Origin of the sequence: Microcoleus vaginatus HSN003, from assembly GCF_022701255.1 — a bacterium.
Taxonomy (GTDB): Bacteria; Cyanobacteriota; Cyanobacteriia; order Cyanobacteriales; family Microcoleaceae; genus Microcoleus; species Microcoleus vaginatus_B.
On sequence record NZ_CP031705.1, the window covers coordinates 1,048,637 to 1,070,479 of the forward strand.

Annotated in this window: 15 protein-coding genes; 8 read left to right on the top strand and 7 right to left on the bottom strand. The window is 46.1% G+C overall.

What is annotated here, in order from left to right; genetic code table 11:
• Positions 1-269 precede the first annotated feature (269 nt).
• Together D0A37_RS04360 and D0A37_RS04365 are read left to right on the top strand one after the other, a co-directional pair.
• Positions 270-3,479 (top strand): EAL domain-containing protein, encoded by a 3,210-nt coding sequence (locus D0A37_RS04360; protein WP_242721542.1) that lies wholly within the window; start codon positions 270-272, stop codon positions 3,477-3,479.
• A 542-nt stretch (positions 3,480-4,021) separates the two neighbouring features.
• Positions 4,022-5,611: a glycoside hydrolase family 57 protein gene (locus D0A37_RS04365; RefSeq protein WP_242721546.1), complete on the top strand. Its 1,590-nt coding sequence runs from the start codon at positions 4,022-4,024 to the stop codon at positions 5,609-5,611.
• A 67-nt stretch (positions 5,612-5,678) separates the two neighbouring features.
• Here D0A37_RS04365 and D0A37_RS04370 read toward each other — a convergent pair whose 3' ends face one another.
• Positions 5,679-5,909, bottom strand: coding sequence for a hypothetical protein (locus tag D0A37_RS04370; RefSeq protein ID WP_242721549.1), 231 nt, complete (start codon positions 5,907-5,909; stop codon positions 5,679-5,681).
• Positions 5,910-5,941: 32 nt separating this feature from the next.
• Between D0A37_RS04370 and D0A37_RS04375 the strand changes: the two genes are divergently transcribed.
• Positions 5,942-6,376 (top strand): hypothetical protein, encoded by a 435-nt coding sequence (locus D0A37_RS04375; RefSeq protein WP_242721552.1) that lies wholly within the window; start codon positions 5,942-5,944, stop codon positions 6,374-6,376.
• Between the two features lie 68 nt (positions 6,377-6,444).
• On the opposite strand, the gene D0A37_RS04380 is transcribed toward D0A37_RS04375, so the two are convergent.
• On the bottom strand, positions 6,445-7,518 hold the full coding sequence (locus D0A37_RS04380) for a radical SAM protein (protein WP_242721555.1): 1,074 nt from the start codon (positions 7,516-7,518) through the stop codon (positions 6,445-6,447).
• A gap of 448 nt (positions 7,519-7,966) precedes the next feature.
• Here D0A37_RS04380 and D0A37_RS04385 point away from each other — a divergent pair, with 448 nt between their 5' ends.
• From D0A37_RS04385 to D0A37_RS04395, 3 genes are all read left to right on the top strand, one after another.
• Complete coding sequence (locus tag D0A37_RS04385) at positions 7,967-8,761, top strand: ABC transporter permease (RefSeq protein WP_445242477.1); 795 nt, start codon at positions 7,967-7,969, stop codon at positions 8,759-8,761.
• Between the two features lie 225 nt (positions 8,762-8,986).
• Positions 8,987-9,850: an aldo/keto reductase gene (locus D0A37_RS04390; protein WP_242721558.1), complete on the top strand. Its 864-nt coding sequence runs from the start codon at positions 8,987-8,989 to the stop codon at positions 9,848-9,850.
• 268 nt (positions 9,851-10,118) lie between these two features.
• Positions 10,119-10,796 carry a GIY-YIG nuclease family protein gene (locus D0A37_RS04395; protein ID WP_242721561.1) on the top strand — a complete coding sequence of 226 codons (678 nt, stop codon included), beginning with the start codon at positions 10,119-10,121 and terminating at the stop codon, positions 10,794-10,796.
• Positions 10,797-11,074: 278 nt separating this feature from the next.
• Here the strand turns inward: D0A37_RS04395 and D0A37_RS04400 are convergent, their stop codons facing one another.
• Positions 11,075-11,923, bottom strand: coding sequence for a DUF3598 family protein (locus D0A37_RS04400; RefSeq protein WP_242721564.1), 849 nt, complete (start codon positions 11,921-11,923; stop codon positions 11,075-11,077).
• 18 nt (positions 11,924-11,941) lie between these two features.
• On the opposite strand from D0A37_RS04400, the gene D0A37_RS04405 reads away from it, so the two are divergent.
• Positions 11,942-12,751, top strand: coding sequence for an SAM hydrolase/SAM-dependent halogenase family protein (locus D0A37_RS04405; RefSeq protein WP_242721566.1), 810 nt, complete (start codon positions 11,942-11,944; stop codon positions 12,749-12,751).
• A 207-nt stretch (positions 12,752-12,958) separates the two neighbouring features.
• Here D0A37_RS04405 and leuS read toward each other — a convergent pair whose 3' ends face one another.
• The 4 genes from leuS to aat form a co-directional block, all read right to left on the bottom strand.
• Positions 12,959-15,517 carry a leucine--tRNA ligase gene (gene leuS / locus D0A37_RS04410; RefSeq protein ID WP_242721568.1) on the bottom strand — a complete coding sequence of 853 codons (2,559 nt, stop codon included), beginning with the start codon at positions 15,515-15,517 and terminating at the stop codon, positions 12,959-12,961.
• Positions 15,518-15,970: 453 nt separating this feature from the next.
• Positions 15,971-16,162 carry a hypothetical protein gene (locus tag D0A37_RS04415; RefSeq protein ID WP_242721570.1) on the bottom strand — a complete coding sequence of 64 codons (192 nt, stop codon included), beginning with the start codon at positions 16,160-16,162 and terminating at the stop codon, positions 15,971-15,973.
• Positions 16,159-20,559, bottom strand: coding sequence for a HEAT repeat domain-containing protein (locus tag D0A37_RS04420; RefSeq protein WP_242721572.1), 4,401 nt, complete (start codon positions 20,557-20,559; stop codon positions 16,159-16,161). The genes D0A37_RS04415 and D0A37_RS04420 overlap by 4 nt, the downstream gene beginning before the upstream one ends.
• 267 nt (positions 20,560-20,826) lie before the next feature.
• Positions 20,827-21,423 (bottom strand): leucyl/phenylalanyl-tRNA--protein transferase, encoded by a 597-nt coding sequence (aat, locus tag D0A37_RS04425; RefSeq protein WP_445242478.1) that lies wholly within the window; start codon positions 21,421-21,423, stop codon positions 20,827-20,829.
• A gap of 46 nt (positions 21,424-21,469) precedes the next feature.
• Between aat and D0A37_RS04430 the strand changes: the two genes are divergently transcribed.
• Positions 21,470-21,799 (top strand): DUF8822 family protein, encoded by a 330-nt coding sequence (locus D0A37_RS04430; protein ID WP_006633845.1) that lies wholly within the window; start codon positions 21,470-21,472, stop codon positions 21,797-21,799.
• The last annotated feature ends 44 nt before the right edge of the window (positions 21,800-21,843 follow it).

The window sequence follows — 21,843 nt, forward strand, 5'->3', positions numbered from 1 at the left end:
CCCTGTCAGAGATGGAAGCCAAAGATCTAGGCTTGGCTGTGCAAGAGGCTCGTACTCCTAAAAAACGCTCTTTTAAAAATTGGGATGATGCCCAATCGGTTCGGTCAGCCCTCGACTACCGGTGTTAAATAAAGGTCTTGCGAGTAGAGTATATAATTGATTTTGCTAAAAATAACTAAAAATATCGAGATAAAATTAACAACCAAACTCAGTCTAAAAAAATACTAGCAAAAACACGAATAACCAATTAAAAACATCCCCAATACCTTATGTTAGATATAAATCAAACCAACTATCTACTAAAAATGGTAGCGGAATCAACATTAAAATTGTTGATTATCGAAGACCTGGCAGAAGATATGGAATTAATAGTGCTCGCCTTAGAAGCGGGGGGGGTAAATTTTAAGTGCGACACTGCCGAAACAGCAACCGAGTGCAGAAAACTGCTAGAAAATTGCCAGTACGATGCTGTACTCTCAGATTATCGCCTCCCCGGCTTCAACGGTTTAGAAGTATTGAAATTAATGCAGGAATTAGGGCAAGACATACCCTTAATTTTAGTAACGGGAAGTTTGGGAGAAGAAGCGGCAGTTGAGTGCATCAAAGCCGGAATGACCGATTACGTATTAAAAGGGCGACTGTTTAGGTTGCCAACAGTCTTAGAACGATCGCTCCAAGAATACAAAATGCGGCGCCAGCAAGAAGAAGCGATCGCCCAAATTCAGCGGCAAGCTCAGCGAGAAGCGATCGTCAACCGCATCCTCCAAGCCATGCGCTTCACCCTTGTACTCGACGAAGTGCTGCAAACCACCGCAGATCAACTGCACGAAGCTTTAGACATCAGCGCCTGCGCCATCTTGCAGCCAGATGCTGAAGGCGGCATCAGAATTCGCTATATCAGCAAAGCAGCCGACAGAGAACGGTTCGTCGGGCTAAATTGCAAAGTGGCCGAACACTTCCGCTCCGGGCTAGCGGCCGGGGAAACCCAGATAATCGACGAGTTATCGACACTTTGCCCGTCCCTGCAAGAATCAGCAGAGTTGGTAGGGTTTCGCGGCGTCGCGATCGCGCCGCTGCTCTACCACCAGTCATTTTTGGGAGGAATTAGCCTCTATCAGTGCGATCGGGCGCGCTCTTGGAGCGTCGAAGAACTGTCGCTACTCACAGCCATAGCCGATCAGTGCGCGATCGCGATCCACCAAGCCGAACTCTACCAACAAGCCCAAACCGAACTCGCAGAACGCAAGCGCGCCGAAGCAGCAGTCTGCGGCATCCAGCAGCAGCTAGCCACAATGGCAGCCAACATTCCCGGCTCAGTCTACCGCACTGTGCTGCATCCAGACGGCACAATTTCCATGCCCTACATCAGTCCAGGCGTGCGCGAAGTTACTGGGTTCGGGGCCGAAGAAGTGATTTCGCACCCGGAACTCTTGACCGAAATCATCCATCCAGAGGACAAAAGCTCGTTTGACAGCCGTGTAGCAGCATCAAGAGCGACTCTTCTGCCGTGCGATCGGCAGTACCGCATCGTTCTGAGATCAGGGGAGGTCAAGTGGGTGCAAGACAGCGCTAAATTTTCCAAAAACGAAAACGGCGACGTAATTATAGACGGAGTAGCCCTGGACATCAGCGATCGCAAACAAGCAGAATCAGCCCTGCGCCAAAGCGAACAGCGATTTCGCTCGCTGATTGAAAACGCCACAGACATCACGATCATTCTCGACGCCGAAGGAATTTTCCGCTACATCAGCCCTTCCGTCAAGCGAATTTTAGGATACGCGCCCCACCAGGCGATCGGTCGCAGCGCCTTAGAAATAGTTCACCCCGACGACTGCGCCACGATCACCGAAACCCTCCACAAAGCCATTGACAACCCCAAAAGAAGCCTGTCCCCAGTTGAGTACCGAGTCCGCCACCGCAACGGTTCCTGGTGTTATGTAGAAGCTGTAGCCACCAACTTGCTGTATGATCCCGCAGTCGAGGGAATCGTGATTAACTGTCACGATATCACTCAGCGCAAACTCGCCGAAGAACAACTGCTGCACGATGCTTTTCACGACGCCCTCACCGGATTGCCTAACCGATCGCTATTTACCGATCGGCTCGAACACGCTCTGAGGATGGCAAAACGGCGCAAAGACTACTTGTTTGCGGTGCTGTTTCTCGATTTAGATAGATTTAAAGTAGTCAACGATTCCCTCGGCCACGCCATCGGCGATCAACTGCTAGTATCGATCGCGCGGCGTCTGGAAGCTTGTCTGAGGGTCGGAGATACAGTAGCCCGCCTCGGAGGAGACGAGTTTGTGCTGTTGTTAGAAGACATCGAGGGCATCAATGAAGCTACCACCATTGTCAACCGCCTGCAAAAGAAAATCACCACCCCTATCCTTCTAGACGGACACGAAGTATTTATCACCGCCAGCATCGGTATAGCTTTGAGTTCTGGCGAATACCTGGAACCGACAACCCTGTTGCGCGACGCCGACACAGCAATGTACCGCGCCAAAGAACTCGGCAGAGCCCGACACGAAGTTTTCAACAGTTCCATGCACGCCCACGCTTTGCGGCTGTTGCAGCTAGAAAACGACCTGCGGCGGGCGATCGAATCAATTAGAGAGCCGGCCACAGAAGAAGAGTTTCCCCCATCCTGCGAATCAGTCTTACCTCCCTTATCGGCAGCGCCCCAATTTATTATTCACTACCAGCCGATCGTGTTGATCGCCAATAACACAATTACCAGTTTTGAGGCTCTAGTGCGCTGGCAGCATCCAGAACGCGGCTTAGTTCCCCCCGGCGAATTCATCACCATCGCCGAAGAAACCGGCTTGATCGTACCCCTCGGCCGCTGGGTACTTCGCACAGCTTGCCACCAAATCCGCCAGTGGCAACAGCTATTTCCCAGCAATCCCCCCTTAAGCGTTAGCGTCAACATTTCTGTCAAACAGTTTTCTCAGCCAGATTTAATCGAATACATCGACCAAGTTCTCGCAGAAACTAACCTCGATGGCAGCAGTTTAAAACTAGAAATTACCGAAAGCGTACTCATAGAAAATTCCGAATCAGTAACAGCAATGCTGGTGCAGCTCAGAACCCGAAACATACACTTGTGCATTGACGACTTCGGCACCGGCTATTCATCGCTTTCCTACTTGCACCGCTTCCCCACCAATACCTTAAAAATAGACCGCTCTTTTGTTAGCAGGATGGGAGGTGAGTTCGATTTCAGTAAAGGAGGGATTGACCCGACCGAAATTGTGCGGTCGATCGTTACTTTGTCCCACAATTTAGGCATGGATGTAGTAGCCGAAGGAGTCGAAGAAGCCTCGCAACTATCTATACTAAAAGGGTTAAAATGTGAGTACGCGCAGGGATTCTTTTTCTCAAAGCCAGTAGACTCTCAAACAGCAGCAATCCTAATCCGACAGCAAGCAGAAAATCAGAATTTGCTGACATTTAGTTTGTTAGAGAAAGGTCATTAAAAAAACACGGCATTTTGTGAGTCCCGTTTCAGCATAAAATCTTAAAATATTTTAAAGCTGTGCCTAACTGGCGTCAGTTAATAACTACGGCATCCAAATCACTGTCAACGACCCACGTCTAAAGACACGCTTGCTTCGGGCCTCAGACTTAAACCATAGTTGACCAGAGGTGTATCTGCGTACTACGTTAACGGTAAGAGTTAAAGGCCTAGCAGGGAATGCGAAGCTAGTTCCTTGCCAAGCGAAATTTAGGATTAAACAGACTTATTGGGTTAAATCAGTTTCCTAGATATAGTACCGGCCCTTAACTAAGGCGCAAGCTAACATTACCCCTCTCAGAGAGGCTCATAAAGGAGCGAACATTATGCGATCGCCGGTTGCGAGGTTGGATGTGGTAATTGTCCCACTGAAAGTACATTACAAAAGTACACTCCCATCTCGCAATCCCCGTGTAATGGAAAGATTCACGGCGGTTCAAACCGCCGGGCCGTTTCCCTCTCAGGTCTAAAGACACGCTCGTTTCCCACTTACCGAATTTTTTTATGACTATTGGCTACCTCGCACTCGTTCTCCACGCCCACTTGCCTTTTGTCCGCCACCCCGAAAGCGACTACGTTTTAGAAGAAGAATGGCTGTTTGAGGCGATCGCGGAAACCTACATTCCCCTGCTGCAAGTCTTTGAAGGGCTCAAGCGCGACGGCATCGACTTTAAAATTACCATGAGCATGACGCCGCCCTTGGTGGCAATGCTGCGCGACCCCTTGCTGCAAGACCGCTTCGACGACCACTTGGCTAAACTCGAAGAACTAGCGGATCTCGAAATCGAACACAACAGCGGAAACGGTCACCTCCGCTATTTAGCAGAACATTACGCCGCTCACTTCTCTCAAGTCCGCAACTTTTGGGAAAAGTACGATCGAGATTTAGTCAAAGCCTTCAAAGAACACCAAGATACCAACAACCTCGAAATCATCACCTGCGGTGCCACCCACGGCTATTTACCGCTGATGAAAATGTACCCCGAAGCAGTTTGGGCACAAATTCAAGTAGCTTGCGACAACTACGAAGCAAACTTCGGCCGCCGACCAAACGGCATTTGGCTGCCCGAATGTGCTTACTATGAAGGCTTAGAGCGGATGTTAGCCGACGCCGGCCTCCGCTACTTTCTCACAGACGGTCACGGCATCCTCTACGCCCGCCCGCGTCCCCGCTACGGCAGCTACGCCCCAATTTTCACCGAATGCGGAGTCGCCGCCTTCGGCCGGGATCACGAATCCTCGCAGCAGGTTTGGTCTTCGGAAGTCGGCTATCCAGGCGCGGCAGAATACCGCGAATTCTACAAAGATTTGGGCTGGGAAGCTGACTACGATTACATTAAGCCCTACATCATGCCCAACGGCCAGCGGAAAAATACCGGGATTAAATATCACAAAATCACCGGTCGCGGATTGGGTTTAGGCGATAAACAGTTGTACGATCCTTACTGGGCAAGGGAAAAAGCAGCCGAACACGCCAGCAACTTTGCTTTTAACCGGGAACGGCAAGTCGAGCACCTCAACGGGATTATGCAGCGTCCGCCGATTATTGTTTCGCCTTACGACGCCGAACTTTTCGGTCACTGGTGGTACGAAGGGCCTTGGTTCTTAGATTACCTATTCCGCAAGAGTTGGTACGACCAAAATACCTACGAGATGACGCACTTAGCCGATTATTTGCGGGGAAATCGGAATCAGCAAGTGTGCCGCCCGTCTCAGTCGAGTTGGGGTTTCCGGGGTTTCCACGAATATTGGCTCAACGATACCAATGCTTGGATTTACCCGCACTTGCACAAAGCTGCGGAACGGATGATTGAGTTGGGAAGCATGGAACCTGCGGATGAATTGCAGTGGCGGGCTTTGAACCAGGCGGCGCGGGAAGTGCTGCTAGCTCAATCTTCTGACTGGGCATTTATCATGCGTACAGGGACGATGGTGCCCTATGCAGTGCGGCGGACTCGATCGCACTTAATGCGCTTTCACAAGCTTTACGATGAAGTGAAAGAAGGGAAAGTTGATTCGGGTTGGTTGGAGAAGGTTGAGGAGATTGATAATATTTTCCCTGAAATTAACTATCGCGTTTATCGATCGCTTTAAGTCTCGTTTCCCCTTTCATCCTGTCCCCCCAGCCCTGCTTAAGGGAGGGACAGGATGTTAATTAAAATTAGAGGTGATGGGGCGATCGCCATGAGTGGAATGAGAAGGGCGATCTTTGGTTGAGAATGTGAGTGCGATCGCATTTTTGGTCTGGAAAGGTCGATCGCACTTTATGTCTTTTTCTCAACGGGCAGGCGCTCCCCTTTTTGGTATGGAAAGGTCGATCGCCAAGGCCAGCAAATAGCCAGCGAATTAGAAAGAAAGCTTTCAGACTTCCCTCAAATAGAAACGGAACCAAATCGAGAAATTTAACTCGCGAAGTTAAAGCAATTGTTAGTTGAAATCCGAAGCCAAGTATTTGATTGTGCTAAAGAATTGCAGCAGTTGCGAGGATACAGCAATACTGTTGATATTAATGCGGAAAATTATTATATCGAAAGTTATGCTAAAATTCAACGTTTGTCCATTAAAGGCGACAATCTGGTGTTTTTGCCGAAGTTCCGGAGTTTGCGATCGCGCAAATATCAAAGCCAAATTGAAAAATACTTAAACTACCTGATTGCTAATCAAGATTTTTTCCCGCAGACAATATCCACAATTCGCGGGATGGTGGAAATCAAACAGGTGGAATTGAACCGGGTACAGGAAGAGAGGGCACGTCAGCGCGATCGCCAACAACTACAATTATACAAGCAAAAGGAACAAGAACAGAAAGATCGCGATCGAGAACAAATGGAAATCGGCAGGAAGAACGAAGACAAATAAACAAAAAACCGGGTTTCTGCTCAAACCCGGTCGCCACAAAGAAAAGCAATATTAACACTGCTCAAACCTCAATTTTTTAATAATTTCACCCCCATTTTTACCTTGTCCAAAATCGTCTTTTGCGAGACACAAGTAATCAGACAAAGCTTGCCGCAATTCAAAGTATCGCGGCGGACTTCCTGAGCTTTTTCGCCGTACCAAATCTCGCGGGCGCTGGCATTTTTCACATTACCAATCACCGGAAACTCATCGCACAATTTCACATCGCCGCGCGTATCAATCCAGTAATTCCGCAGTCCAACGCGACAAGGACGAGTTGAATCAGGAGCTTTTTCTTCGGCAAAGTGAGGAATCATCAATCGCAACACTTCATCGCTGTTCATAATCGGAGCACCGTTATGCTTCATTTCAATTAGGCGCTCGATTACCTGTGAAAATTCCTCCATGTCTTCTTTTTCAATCCACAATTCCTCGTATGTTTCTGGCGTCCAGCGGTTGACGGGTTGGAAGTTCACCGTCGTCGCCCCAATTCCCTGAGCCCAGGTGACTATTTCCGGGAGGTGGCGGAAATTGAGTCGGTTCATCGTCGGTTTGACGTTGATGGGAAATAGGACGTTCTGTTTTTCTTGTTCTTCGCGCAGATAACCGATTCCTTTAGAAAGTCTGTCGAACAATCCCGGTTGACCTCGCAAATAATCGTGCAGTTCTGCATTCGGCCCGTCAACTGACATATTCACATTAAAAGGACGAGCAGCGACAGTTTTGGCTGCGTTTTCTCTGGTCATGCAATAGCCGTTTGTGGTGACGCCGGCGTGAATGCCATTTTTATTCGCAAAGGCCAGTAAGTCGAGAAAACCTTTTTTAATATAAGGTTCGCCGCCGCTAAAGTTGATTGAAAATTCGCCCACAAATTCTTTGACGCTCAAGAGGGCATTTTGCCATTCTTCGATCGTCATTTCGTCTTTATATTCTTTGAGCCGCCAATACTCGCACTGCCGGCATTTAACATTGCAGCGCTCGTTGACAATCCCATAAAAAGTGACTGGGCTTGTAATGTCGTATCCTGTATTGATCCGCAGCGATTCGGCTACTGCACTCTTGGTGTGCTTGACGCCCAGTCTCGATAAAGTTAAAGCATCCATGTCTTTTTTTCCTTACCTGTTGTTAGTTAAGTCAATTTCTCGCACCCTCTTTTGTAGATGTAATTACCCATTGCTGATTACGTACTCCTTTTGAGTACGTATGCCCCATCCTAAGTGTTCCGTTTGGGTATGGCTAGATGTTTTTGAAATATTTATAAGTTTAAGACTTGTAACTTATTAGTATTTCCAATCTGTCCAGCGATTTTTTGTGTTGAAACATGAACCCTGCTTAATAATTGCCAAAATTTATGGGTTTAATATTGGAATTAAATTAATATTCGTAACTTTTATTTAAATATTGTTAAATAACTTAATGACTTTTGTGAATAAAACTCCTTAAGTAAGCGGTATCAATAATTTAAAGTTATAGTTAAATGAGCAGCCTGTACAGCAGTTAACTTCACACAACCTTTAAAATATGGGAATTTAAGTATTTACACGGCAAAAAATGGCTATAAACATGGGACGATATTTCCACGTAGTGAAATTGTTCTGGGGTGCGGCGATCGCAGCGGAACTAGAATACCGCATCAACTTTGTCCTCGCGGCTCTCAGTAGCCTCGGAAATCTTGCTGGCAGCTTGTTTGGGCTGTCTTTGTTCTACCGTACCGGCTACAGGTTTTCGGGCTATTCATGGGAAGAGGCTTTAGTCGTACTCGGTATTTTCACGATTTTGCAGGGGTTTTCGTCAACGTTTCTAGCACCTAATCTCAGCCGTATTGTCGATCGAGTCCAGCAAGGTACTCTCGATTTCGTACTCCTCAAACCCATCAATTCCCAATTTTGGCTATCTGCAAACACAGTTTCGCCTTGGGGAATCCCAGATTTAATCTTCGGCACCGTATTGCTGCTGTATGCTGCCAACAAATTGGGAGTAGGAATCGGCAACTATTTTTTAACAGCAATACCGCTGTTATTCGGAACTATTACTCTTTACAGTATATGGTTTATGTTAGGGGCAACCAGCATTTGGTTTGTCAAAATTTACAACGTTACCGAAGTCCTCAAAGGATTGTTAGAAGCGGGTAGATTTCCAATGGCAGCTTATCCTGCTGCTTATCGATTTTTCTTCACTTTCGTAGTTCCCGTTGCCTTCTTGACGACTGTGCCTGCAGAAGCCATGCTGGGGAGAGGTGAAATCGTTTGGCTCGCAGGGGCGGGAATATTGGCGATCGGGCTTTTATGTTTCTCGCGCTACTTCTGGCAATTTGCACTCCGCTTTTACACTAGCGCTTCCAGCTAGTTAAGTAGGTAGGTAAGCTGATGCACATCTAGATTGTCTATTATGTTTGAGAGGGAGAGGATTTGACACCTGGGGAATATAGAAGTGAAATATACATTTTTAAGGCAAAACAGCTTATCTAAAAAATATTTTTTTCTATTTACTTAGATAGTTAAATAAATGTAATATCTCAACCTATCCTTGAAATGTAAACTGGAAATAAACCACGTAAACGAAGGCAAACCAATGAAAAGAAAAAAACTGGGTAACAGTAATTTTACTATCAGCGCGATCGGTCTTGGAGGTATGCCAATGTCCTTAAGCGGCCGGCCGCCAGAATCGCAATCAATTGCGGTAATTCACCGGGCCCTCGATTTGGGTGTCACCCTAATTGACACCGCAGATTCCTACTGCCAAGATCAATCCGACAAACACCACAACGAGCACCTGATTTCTAAAGCTTTGCAACAATACAACGGAGATGTTAGGGCTGTTACTGTGGCCACTAAAGGCGGCTTAATGCGGCCTCAAGGTGCTTGGACGCGCAACGGCAACCCCCATCATTTACGCAAGACAATTCGGGAAAGTTTTGAAGCATTGGGCGGCAAGGAACCGATCGACCTTTGGCAATATCACTCGCCCGATCCCGCTTATACCATCGAAGCAGCCCTAGCACCCGCAAAAGAAGCAGTAGAAGCAGGAATGATTCGATTTATTGGAGTTTCCAACTTTTCTGTAGAGCAAATCAAACGCGCCCGCGATACAGTAGAAATTGTCTCTGTTCAAAATCAGTACAATCCGTGGCACAGACAGCCGGAATCAGACGGCGTTCTGGAATATTGCGAAACCGAAAAACTGACATTTTTTCCCTGGAGTCCTTTGGGAGGAAGCCGCCGCGTCACCAGCTTGCAAGATATACCCGCGATCGCCAAATTAGCAGCAGAAAAAAACGTTTCAGTTTACTGTATAGTATTAGCTTGGTTGATGGCTCAATCGCCCTGCATCGTTCCGATTCCCGGTGCGACCAAAGTATCGAGTATTGAGGACTCTGTGGGGGCGCTCGAAGTTAAATTGACTGACGAGGAATTGCAACAAATTGCCGCAAGTTAAGTATATAAGGGCAAAAAAACAATAAAACAGGCTTTCCGGCCTGTTCCACGAGAACTTTATTGTGGGGTGGGCATCTTGCCCGCCCCTGAAAGTGGGATTTAACTAAGATATTGCCCCATTCTCAAGAACAGGCAAGATGCCTGTTCCACAAGAAAATTCACTCTTTGTGGAACAGGCCGAAAAGCTTGTTCATAAAAAGCTTATTGAGAATGGTGCAAGATTTCAGATTTAATGAGTAAAGTTGACATTTTTTGAGGAATTGGGTTTTATGGAAGCTAATCAAGTGAATGCCGATCGAGACGTAGCAATTGAACATCAAAACGTACCTGTCGCCCATGAAGGACTGCACAACTTTTTATACAGTTCCGACTCAGAACACAGCGCCGTTGCTGCAACTCCGGCATTAGAAAATGACGGGACGCAAATAATGGCGATCGATACATGGCGCGATTTGGCAACTAACGCGAAAGTCGCCGGCGTTTACGCTGTAATGGACACTTCCCGCAACACTCAGTTTATCGGTTATTCGCGAAATATCCTGCTTTCAATCAACGGCCATATCGCCCAAAATGGTGTCGAAAATTGTGCTTTTCTGCGCGTGCAAACTTTCAAATTCCCGAAGCGGGAAGAAATGGAAAGTTTGCGCGATATGTGGATAGCCGAACTCGGCAGCATTCCGCCTGGAAACGCTGCAGACAGCGAAATGTGGGCGGCTACGGTAGGCCAAGCAGCCCGCGCTGCTATGTCTGCTGAGGAACAAAAAGCTTATGAGGAAAAGAAGCTGAAATTACGCAAAGCAATGGCCGATTCCACTCTTACCAAAGAGTTAGAAACCGCCGTCCAAAGTGACGGCGAACGCGCTAAGGATTTGGAAGCTGCTGTTAATAATGATGACTGGAGTGCGGTGATTCAATCGCAAACCCAGGAAACAAAATCCGGTTCCTAAATCTGAAAAATGTTTGTAGTGCTGATATCTTGTACTATTTTTAGAACGGGCAAGATGCCCGTTCCACAATACATTAAGTTTATTGTGGGGTGGGCTTCTAGCCGGGAGCATCTCATATTTGTAAAAACACTTCTTCTTGCTGCTTCCTTCTTCCTCTTTCCTCCTGACTCCTGACTCCTGGCTCCTAACTCCAATTTCTAGATTGGCTGCAAAAGTGAGATGCTCCCCTCCTATCCCGCCCAAAAGACTCACTATTAATCCTCAACAACTGATCGGGATTAATGACTAATTTTTCGTTCTTTAATTAAAGTCAAACTCACCCATTCACCCCGCTCATTGTAACTGCGAATCATCCGAAACCGCAAGTCAGGTTCTACCAACCAACCAGCCTCAAAAAATAGAGGTTTTCTCAATTCAATCTTGACAGGTAAAGTGCAAGAACCGCCGTCAGGAAGCAGCACAACTTGCACGGGCGAAGCACCTTCGTTAAAGTGCAGAACTGAACCGTCAATGGTGGCGCTAGAACTGATAACAGTAGCATTACGGCCAAAAGTAATTTTTTGAATTATGCGATCGCCACTTTCCAAATGCAATTGTAAATTGGTAGAATAGGAATCAGGAGAACGGGAATCTGGATACATTGTCACCGCCTCGCCCTGCCATTCTCCCAGCAAAGCCTCAACAGTTAAAGGCGGACGTTCGGGGACATTTTTATCAAGCTGCTTTTCCCGAATTAAGGTAAGTTTGGATAAATTGCCGTCGGTATTGTATATCACAGGGAAGCGCAACCGACGATAATTGTAGATAAAACCAAACTCAGCACCGCACTCAGAAAAAGGGGCTAGTTGAATAGTACCCTGAGAAAAAGCTCCATTCTCAAAAAATAGGATATCTCGTCCCAAAGCTTGATATTCTCGAACAAGTTCGCTGACTTCCGGTTCGCCGACACCGCTAGGATTTGGGGAAAAGCGACGGAGTTTCAAGCGCACAGTTTTGTTGTCATTGAAACCTTCAAGAGAAATAATGCTAGGAGTATCTTGAAGTACCTCTCCTCGCGGCGATAACTGGGTAAAGGAACCGTGCCATTCTCCCAAGTTTTGCAGAAAGTTTTCCCATTGTGATACCATATTCTTACCTGTGGATATATGTCTAAAAATAGAATTATAACTCTGCTTACTGATTTTGGATTAAGCGATGTTTATGTGGGAGTGATGAAAGGTGCGATCGCCCAAATTAACCCGCAGTTAAAAGTTATTGACATTACGCACCAAATACCATCTCAAAATATTGCGGCCGCGAGGTTTTGTTTGATGACTGCTTTTGCTTATTTTCCGCCGGAAACCGTACACGTTGCTGTCGTCGATCCGGGGGTGGGAAGCAAGAGACGCGGAGTTGCGATTCAATGTGCTAATTGCTTTCTTGTCGGGCCGGATAACGGGTTGTTTAGCGGGGTGTTGAGCCGGGAAAGTGCGATCGCCTCTGTCGAACTCACGAATTCTCAATACTGGCGAGATCCTCAACCCAGCAGCACTTTTCACGGTCGCGATATTTTCGCTGCTGCGGGCGCTCACTTGGCGAACGGGGTGGCTTTGGAAGAGTTGGGGGAGGATCTCGACCCTGCAAGTTTAGCCGAGTTAGAGATACCAACTTGTGCCGTTACAGCCACAGGTGCAGCAGGCTGCATTCAATATGTCGATCGCTTCGGCAATCTAATTACTAATATCCCCAATAATTGCATTATAGGTAACAATTGGTCATTGACAATTAGCAATAGTTCTGATGCAATTCGCATCCCCCGCGGTAAAACCTACAGCGACAGCGAACCGGGCGATTTAATTGCCATAACTGGTTCTGACGGTTGGCTAGAAATTGCCGTTAATGGCGGCAGCGCTCAATCAGTATTAAAATTGGAATGCGGAGCGATCGTGCAATTGCTTTTTGAAACTAACAATTAAATAGGACTTACGCATGGATACTCAGAAACCGGGTTTTTTACGAAAATACTTTGTTGGAATCAGGAGATTCCGTAAAGAACCCAGTTTCTTTGGCGGAGTGCGTAAGTCATAGTCGGGAATTTTTTAGATTACTCATTTTTGGACGGGCTAATTCTTAAATGCAAGTATTAAAAACCCGGTTTATTCAATAAACCGGGTTTCTCATCTTTATCCCGCTACCACGAAATTAACCAACTTTCCAGGCACGACAATTACCTTTTTAATCTCCTTACCTTCCAGGTGACGCTTGGCTAATTCCGACTCGCGAGCAAACTTTTCCAAAGCAGCTTTATCAGCACCAGAAGGCACTTGAATTGTGCCGCGAGTCTTGCCCATAACTTGAATTACCAGCGTAATTTCATCGGTAATTAATGCAGAATCATCCACACTCGGCCACGTTTGCGTATGCACCGATTCACTGTTACCAGTATTGTGCCACAACTCATCAGCAATATGCGGTGCAAAAGGTGCTAACAAGCGAATCAAAGTGTTGATACCTTCTGCATAAATTGGCGAATCTTTACATTTAGCATCATTCAAAGCATTGCTGAGTTTCATCATCTCAGAGACAGCAGTATTGAACTGATAATCACCCTCCAAATCTTCGCTAACTTCCTTAATTGCGGTGTGAATTGCCCGCCGCAAATCCTTCTCAATTTTACTTAATTCAGCATTTTCTACCCCTTGATCGGGGGTGGCAGGGGGGCGTGCAGCAAACTCTGTCACCACGCGCCAAACGCGATTTAAAAAGCGAAATTGCCCTTCTACATCAGCGTCGTCCCACTCCAAATCCTTCTCTGGGGGCGCTTTGAATAAAATAAACATCCGCGCCGTATCTACCCCATATTTGCCCATAACTTCCAGGGGGTCAACACCATTGTATTTTGATTTGGACATCTTCTCGTAGAAGACTTCCAAAGCTTCGCCCGTTTGAGGATCTTTGGGATTTGCGGGGTCTATATCTGCTGGGGGAACGTATTTGCCAGTAACAGGATTTTTGTAGGCCATTGCTTGTACCATGCCTTGAGTTAACAGGCGTTTAAATGGTTCGTCACAATTGATTAAACCCCGATCGCGCAAAACCTTGGTAAAGAACCGCGAATACAGTAAGTGCAAGATTGCGTGTTCGATGCCGCCGACATATTGGTCTACAGGCATCCAATCATTTGTCTTCGCCGTATCGAAGACTTGCTCTTGATTTTGAGCATCGGGATAGCGCAAGAAATACCACGAGGAATCGATAAAAGTATCCATCGTATCTGTTTCGCGCTTCGCCGGAGTGCCGCAACTCGGACAAGGAACGTTTACCCATTCTTCCATCTTTGCCAATGGCGAACCTTTGCCCGTAAATTCTACATTTTCCGGCAACAATACGGGCAAATTCGATGCGGGGACGGGGACAGTTCCGCAGGTGGGACAGTGAATTACGGGAATCGGAGCGCCCCAATAACGCTGTCTAGAAATTAACCAATCTCTCAAGCGATATTGCACTCGCGCTTTGCCATAACCTTCATTTTCGGCATATTGAATCACTGCTGCTTTGCCTTTAATTGAATCCATGCCGTTGAAGTTTTCGGAATTAATCATAATTCCGGGTTCTGTGTAAGCTTCCGTCAGCGGAATCTCATCATCATCCACAATTACTACTTTAATTGGTAGTTGATATTGATTGGCAAATTTGAAATCTCGCGTGTCGTGGGCGGGTACTCCCATTACTGCGCCGGTGCCGTATTCGTACAGCACATAATCGGCAATCCAAATGGGGATTTCTTCACCGTTGAAAGGATTGATTGCTTTGCCGCCTGTGGGGATGCCGCGCTTTGGTTTGTCTTCGGCTGTGCGATCGATCTCGCTTTGCAGTGCAACTTCTTTGATGAAGGTTTCTACGGCGGCTTTTCTATCTTCGGTTGTCACGCGCTGAGTTAGTGGATGTTCGGGCGCTAAAACAAGGTAACTGACGCCGTAAACTGTATCGGGACGTGTGGTGAAAACGGCGATTTTTTCATCCATTCCGACGATGGGAAATTCTAAGTAAGCGCCGACTGATTTGCCGATCCAGTTGGCTTGCATTAATTTGACTCTTTCTGGCCAATCTGGCAATTTGTCTAAGTCGTTTAATAACTGTTCCGCGTAATCGGTAATTTTGAGGAACCACTGCCGCAATAATTTGCGCTCGACTTTGGCACCGGAACGCCAGGAACGACCTTCGTTATCTACTTGTTCGTTTGCTAAGACTGTTTGGTCTATAGGGTCCCAATTAACTGCGGCTTCTTTTTGATAAGCTAATCCTGATTCTAAAAATTGCAAGAAAATCCATTGAGTCCACCGATAATAATCGGGAGAACAAGTTGTAACTTCTTTTGTCCAATCGAAAGAAATACCCAAGCGGCGAAATAAGCCTTTCATTTGGCCAATGTTTTGATAAGTCCATTGTGCAGGGGGAATTCCGCGCTCGATGGCGGCATTTTCTGCGGGCAAACCAAAAGCGTCCCATCCCATCGGATTCAATACCCGATAACCTTGCATTCGCTTGAGTCTGGCAATTACATCAATGATTGTGTAGTTGCGGACGTGTCCCATGTGCAGGTTTCCCGACGGGTAGGGGAACATGGATAAGGCATAAAATTTAGGCTTTTGCGTATCTTCTGGCATCTGGTCTAAGTTTTGCTCAGCCCATGTCTGCTGCCATTTTTCTTCTATGGATTGGGGGTTATATCTGGAATCCACAACAATTGCTCCGTGCAGGGTTTAGTAATGTTTGCTTCAGTATTTTTACACATTCAAGGGGCTTCGATTCTGATTTTTCTGAGCTCCAAGGATTTTGGCTCTAATATCTGTATTATGTAGTGTAGTATAGGTGATTTTAGCTGGGGGGCGATCGACCAAATATCCCGGTTCGCCCTGAAAAGAATAAGACTTACGCACGGGTGGTCAGAAACCGGGTTTTTACGAGCATACTTCGTTACAGTCGGCCAAACGGCAAAAAACCCGGTTTCTTTGGTCTTGATGCGTAAGTCCTAAAAGCATAAATAACCCCAATTCCCAGAAACCAGATTTCTACGATCGACCGGGTTTCTTAGCATTTATTCCGGCTTAAATGCTATCTGGATCGCATAGCAATGTACCTTTTAATTTGTCATCGGGTGGGGGCGGGTTTACCAGATTATTGGTTTTAGGCAATTATTGTTGGTGAAACCCGCCTCTACATAGATATTGTTCAACCCGCAATTTATCATTGGTAATTGATAATTTTGTCTGGGCTGGTTTTACCAACCATCTATGTTTAAAACCCATAATATCATAAACCCACCCCCACCAAACGACTTCTAAAATTATAAAAAATGGCGATCGGCGATCGAATATATCGCTCATTGGCGTTCTAATTTTGCCAATTTTTTCTGGGCAAATTTGCGGAATCTTTCGTCAGAATCGTTCAGAGCGCGATCGCGCACAAGTTCTAAAGTTTGAGGGCGATCGGGATATAACTTAATCATAGCTGCAAGAGCTGTTTGCCGGGGATTATCTTGCAAATCATCCTCGCGATCGAACGGGTCATTGATAGCAACATCGCACAATAACTCAAATAATTTTGGGTCATCTTTCCACCCCTGTGCTAATTCTTGTACTGCTGCATATCGCACATCCGAATTATCGTCTGATTGAGCGCGTTGTTTGATAATGGGTAAGGTTTCTGGGTCATCTTTCCACCCCCGCGCTAATTCTTGTACTGCTGCATATCGCACATCCGAATTATCGTCTAATTGAGCTAGTTGTTTGAGAATGGGTAAGGTTTCTGGGTCATCTTTCCACCCCCGCGCTAATTCTCGTACTGCTGCATATCGCACATCCGAATTATCGTCTGATTGAGCTAGTTGTTTGAGAATGGGTAAGGTTTCTGGATCATCTTTCCACCGCCGGGCTAATTCTCGTACTGCTGCTTGTCGCACCTCCCCATCATCGTCTGATTGAGCCAGTTGTTTGATGAGAATGGGTAAGGTTTCTGGGTCATCTTTCCACCCCCGTGCTAATTCTCGTACTGCTGCATATCGCACATTCCCATTATCGTCTGATTGAGCGCGTTGCTTGAGAATGGGTAAGGTTTGTGGATCATCTTTCCACCCCCGTGCTAATTCTCGTACTGCGGCATATCGCACATTCCCATTATCGTCTGATTGAGCGCGTTGCTTGAGAATGGGTAAGGTTTCTGGGTCATATTTCCACCCCCATGCTATTTCTTGTACTGCTGCACGTCGCACATCCGAATCATCGTCTGATTGAGCCAGTTGTTTGAGAATGGGTAAGGTTTCTGGGTCATATTTCCACCCCCGTGCTATTTCTTGTACTGCTGCACGTCGCACATACCCATCATCATCTGATTGAGCCAGTTGTTTGAGAATGGGTAAGGTTTCTGGGTCATCTTTCCGCCCCCGTGCTATTTCTTGTACTGCTGCTTGTCGCACACGCGACTTATCGTCTGATTGAGCCAGTTGTTTGAGAATGGGTAAGGTTTCTGGGTCATATTTCCACCCCCGTGCTATTTCTTGTACTGCTGCTTGTCGCACATACCCATCATCATCTGATTGAGCCAGTTGTTTGAGAATAGGTAAGGTTTCTGGGTCATATTTCCACCCCCGTGCTATTTCTTGTACTGCTGCTTGTCGCACACGCGACTTATCGTCTGATTGAACGCGTTGTTTGAGAATGGGTAAGGTTTCCGGGTCATCTTTCCACCCCCGTGCTATTTCTTGTACTGCTGATTCTCGCACAGGCCAATCATCGTCTGATTGAGCCAGTTGTTTGAGAATGGGTAAGGTTTCCGGGTCATCTTTCCACCCCCGTGCTATTTCTTGTACTGCGGCTTGTCGCACATCCTCATCATCGTCTGATTGAGCCAGTTGTTTGAGAATGGGTAAGGTTTCTAGGTCATCTTTCCACCCCCGTGCTATTTCTTGTACTGCTGCACGTCGCACAGGCCAATCATCGTCGGATTGAGCGCTTTGTTTGAGAAGGGGTAAGGTTTCTGGGTCATCTTTCCACCCCCATGCTATTTCTTGTATTGCTGCACGTCGCACATTTAAATTATAGTCTGATTGAGCTAGTTGTTTGAGAATGGGTAAGGTTTCTGGGTCATCTTTCCACCCCCGTGCTATTTCTTGTACTGCTGCTTCTCGCACATGCGAATTATCGTCTGATTGAACGCGTTGTTTGAGAATGGGTAAGGTTTCCGGGTCATCTTTCCACCCCCGTGCTATTTCTTGTACTGCTGCTTCTCGCACATCCTCATCATCGTCAGATTCAGCGCTTTGTTTGAGAATGGGTAAGGTTTCTGGGTCATCTTTCCACCCCCGTGCTAATTCTTGAACTGCTGCTTGTCGCACATCCCAATTATCGTCTGATTGAGCCAGTTGTTTGAGAATGGGTAAGGTTTCTGGGTCATCTTTCCAAGTTGCTGCAATTGCTGCTACTGCTTGTTTGCGAATTTTATAAACTAGGGTGTTATATTCTTGACGTGTAGAATCAGTGATATTTCCGTATTTAGTTAACTCTTTAACTAGAGCGCGCAACTTACTCGCAATAACAGCAATATCATTTCTATTCTTGACTTCGTAAACACACTGCGCCGCCAAAAACAGATTGCTAAACTTTTCTGTTTCCCCATTTTCACCAATCAGGTATTCGAGGATTTTACCTGTAAAATTAGCATCCAGCATTCCCGCCATTAAACGCAGCACTTCATGCCAAGACTCATCTCGCCAATGCTCTCGAAAAACTTCAATCAAACCATCTAACTCAAGCGTTTTTTGTTTCTCAAATTGCCGCACAAACTCCCAAGCACAAAAATATTCCAAAAACGTGCGATGGACAAAAGCAAAATAATCTTCATTATATCCACCCAAGAAGCACAAAATAAAATTGCGATCGCGCAGTTGGTCTACCATCAACTTAGCACAAGCAGTTGCCCCAGTTCCCATCAAGCCGCTCAATGAATCAGTAATAGTTTGCCGCAAATCCTCGCGACTAATAATATTTCCTAATTGTTTGCTACTAGACTGCATTGTGTAGGCGATTCGCCCGCAGATACTTTGTTTGACTTCTTCATCAATTACATAAGGGTCAACTCTGTCATTATTTAGTTTTTCTTTCACTTCAAAGTCCCATTTATGCAGGAGCACTTTTGATGCTTCTTCATAGAGTTTCGCCCGAAAGCGCGGTAACTCCTGATTGCGATTGAGAATTGCCATCATTGTCAGCAACAGCGGATTTCCGGCTAATTCTCGAATTGAATTCGATGCCGCAATCGCTTGCTGCAAGCGTTCTAAAAGAGCCGCTTTTTTTAAGCGATCTATCAATGTCAAATCGTGCCACTTCTGGATAAAATTTTGAATCTGTTCCGGTTCAAAATCTTGCAGCATAAAGTGATGAAATTCGGCATTTTTCAGCCGCTGCTGCTGGTAGCCAATAACGCGAGAAGTAACGATGGTTTTCACCGTTGGATATTTTTGAGTGAAGCTATGAATTTGGTCAACAATTCGATTGCGTTTTTCCAACTCAAACACTTCATCTAGCCCGTCAAACATGACGACAGCGCGGCCAGCTTCCAGCCATTCGTGCAGGATGTTTTTGTCTAAATGGTCGATCCGACTAGAGTCGCACTCGATAAATTCTAGAAAATTATGGCACTTTTTTTCATCTAGACTGCGATTGTATTTCCGCAATTCAATCAGTAAGTGAATCGGGTGCAATGACAAGTCATTGGCAGATAATTTTGCCCACTGAAGCGCCAGATATTTTAACAGCGTAGATTTCCCCGAACCCGGATCGCCTAGAATTACTAGATAACGGTAAGTGACATCATCAATCACGTCGAGCACTGAGCGAGTTTGCTGTTGAGTATAAGCTTTTTGGTGGCGTTCCAAATCTTCTGGACTTACTTCGGCGGCTATGTCCCCCCGTTCCCGCAATCGCTTTTGAATCTCCTTGGGCAATTCATAATCTTTCGGCAAATATTCCTGACACGATCGCGCGTTTTGGGGAATAAATATTTCTTTAATTGTCAGTTTTCCTTCGTATTCTCCAGACCTCTTATCTAAATTGTCTAAATTCAACGAATATTCATATAGTTCTCGCAGTCCTTCTTGATAACTTGCTAAGTTAAATTCAGCCGGAATCGGAGCAATTGTTGCGAGACTGCGCTCCATGCTGGCAAATTGATTGGTGTTTAAAATTTGTCGCAGTTCGGCATTTTGCTCTCTAATTAATTTAACGCTTTTCAGATAGTTTTCTGCGACTTGTTCCCAACTAAACGTATCGGGAAGCGAGGAAACCGGTTGCTCCTGAAAAAGATTAGCCGGTACAATCCGAGTGAAGGTGGGCAAATTCTGTCTCACCGGATGTTGCAAGCGCAAAGTTTGCCAGTGCTGAGCTAAAATACCAGTGTCTAAATATTTACAATTGCCTTGAAACGCAGTTCCCAAAAATTGCCTGACATCAGGTTGTTTGAGAAATTGGCGTAACGGTTGCAGGTATTGCTGGATCTGTTTTTTATCTAAGTGCGATCGCTCTAATTCCTGCTCGAACAATATGATAAAGTCTTTAATGGCATCGCGAACAGCATTTTGAGCGAAGGGCTTTTTTGCAAGTCCTTCAACATCTTTAATAAAACCTTTAAAAAAATCTTTAACGTAGTCGTCTAAAGCTGCTTTAGCCAAGTCTTGCAAAATAGGGCCGACCAATAACCAAACCAAACCCGCGCTGACTGGATCTACCATTGCTTTTTGCTCGCTCGACTTGAATATTCAACATTATACCGGGGCTGAAAATTTTAGCTACGGGCAAGGACATGGCAATGTCCATTAGTGTCAATTTAAAAGTCTTTCGTTGAGTCCGGCAGTCCGGCAGGGAATGAATTCCCTGCCTCAAAGCTAAAGTCCTCTCAAGAGGACTGAATAACTCATTTAGTCCTCATAGCGAGGACTTTAGCTAAAAGCCCCGTGAAATTCATTCCCTGGCGGCCTTTCGGTATTAGCTCAAAGCTTTCAAAATAGCGTGCAGCGACGCTTCAAAGCTGCTTGCAAAAGAGTGTTATACAGTTTTTCCTTAACAGTATAAGCGCCGAATCTTTCCAAGTGCGGATTGTTCATTTGAGCGTCGAACATCAGATAAGATCGATCGCGCAATCTCTCCACCAACTTCACCATCGCTACCTTAGAACCCTCGGGAATTCGGTAAAACATCGACTCCCCAATAAACGCACCGCCGATCGACAATCCTAAAATACCGCCCGCCAATTCGTCGCCGCACCAAGTCTCGAAGCTGTAAGCCCAACCGGCCTCATACAAACCCCAGTAAATCTTCTTGAGCTCCTTAGAAATCCAAGTCGTTTCGCGATCGGCACAACCGTCAACCACCGCCCCAAAATCGCGGTTCACAGCCACCGAAAATCGATTTTGATTGATTTGGCGACGCAGCGATTTCGGATAGGTAAATCTTTCATCCAGGGGAATCAGCGCCCGCTGCCGGCTCGAATACCACCCCAAACTCTCCTCCCCGTCATTGGCCATCAAGAAATAGCCTTGCGCGTATCCTTGTATAATTGTCGGTATATCATATTGCATATATTTATCAGTTCTCATTTGTCAGTTAACTTTTCAAAGTCAACATTAGCAATTAGGAATAATCATGTCTGAAACCATCGAACCTATTACCTTACCGCCCGCCAAAAACCCCGAACAAGAAGGGCAATGGCTCCAACAAACGTTGCTGGCCTGGCTAGACTCCGAGTTTATCCCAGAAGCAGCCAACCAGCAAATAGCTAAAAGGGCTGCCCAAATCTATGTCCGCCAGCGTATGGAAGGCGAAAACGACTTGGGCAGCCTCGTAATTGCGATCGTCACCGAAATGCAGGCCTATGATTTTTCTAAAAGCTTCTACGGCGAATTTGCGATCGCCAATGCCGTCAGCGACTTGTTACTCGAAAGTCTCGGCATCGATAAATGCTGCGGCCAGTGAAGCAAGAAGGAGGAAAATTTAACTCATAAGTCTGAAACAAAAAT

Coding starts and splice junctions, on each gene's coding strand:
- D0A37_RS04400 (WP_242721564.1), bottom strand. CDS start 11,923: ATGGTATCACAATGGGAAAACTTTCTGCAAAACTTGGGAGAATGGCAC.
- D0A37_RS04360 (WP_242721542.1), top strand. CDS start 270: ATGTTAGATATAAATCAAACCAACTATCTACTAAAAATGGTAGCGGAA.
- D0A37_RS04420 (WP_242721572.1), bottom strand. CDS start 20,559: ATGGTAGATCCAGTCAGCGCGGGTTTGGTTTGGTTATTGGTCGGCCCT.
- D0A37_RS04430 (WP_006633845.1), top strand. CDS start 21,470: ATGTCTGAAACCATCGAACCTATTACCTTACCGCCCGCCAAAAACCCC.
- D0A37_RS04380 (WP_242721555.1), bottom strand. CDS start 7,518: ATGGATGCTTTAACTTTATCGAGACTGGGCGTCAAGCACACCAAGAGT.
- D0A37_RS04395 (WP_242721561.1), top strand. CDS start 10,119: ATGGAAGCTAATCAAGTGAATGCCGATCGAGACGTAGCAATTGAACAT.
- D0A37_RS04385 (WP_445242477.1), top strand. CDS start 7,967: ATGGCTATAAACATGGGACGATATTTCCACGTAGTGAAATTGTTCTGG.
- D0A37_RS04415 (WP_242721570.1), bottom strand. CDS start 16,162: ATGAGCGATATATTCGATCGCCGATCGCCATTTTTTATAATTTTAGAA.
- D0A37_RS04365 (WP_242721546.1), top strand. CDS start 4,022: ATGACTATTGGCTACCTCGCACTCGTTCTCCACGCCCACTTGCCTTTT.
- D0A37_RS04390 (WP_242721558.1), top strand. CDS start 8,987: ATGAAAAGAAAAAAACTGGGTAACAGTAATTTTACTATCAGCGCGATC.
- D0A37_RS04405 (WP_242721566.1), top strand. CDS start 11,942: ATGTCTAAAAATAGAATTATAACTCTGCTTACTGATTTTGGATTAAGC.
- aat (WP_445242478.1), bottom strand. CDS start 21,423: ATGAGAACTGATAAATATATGCAATATGATATACCGACAATTATACAA.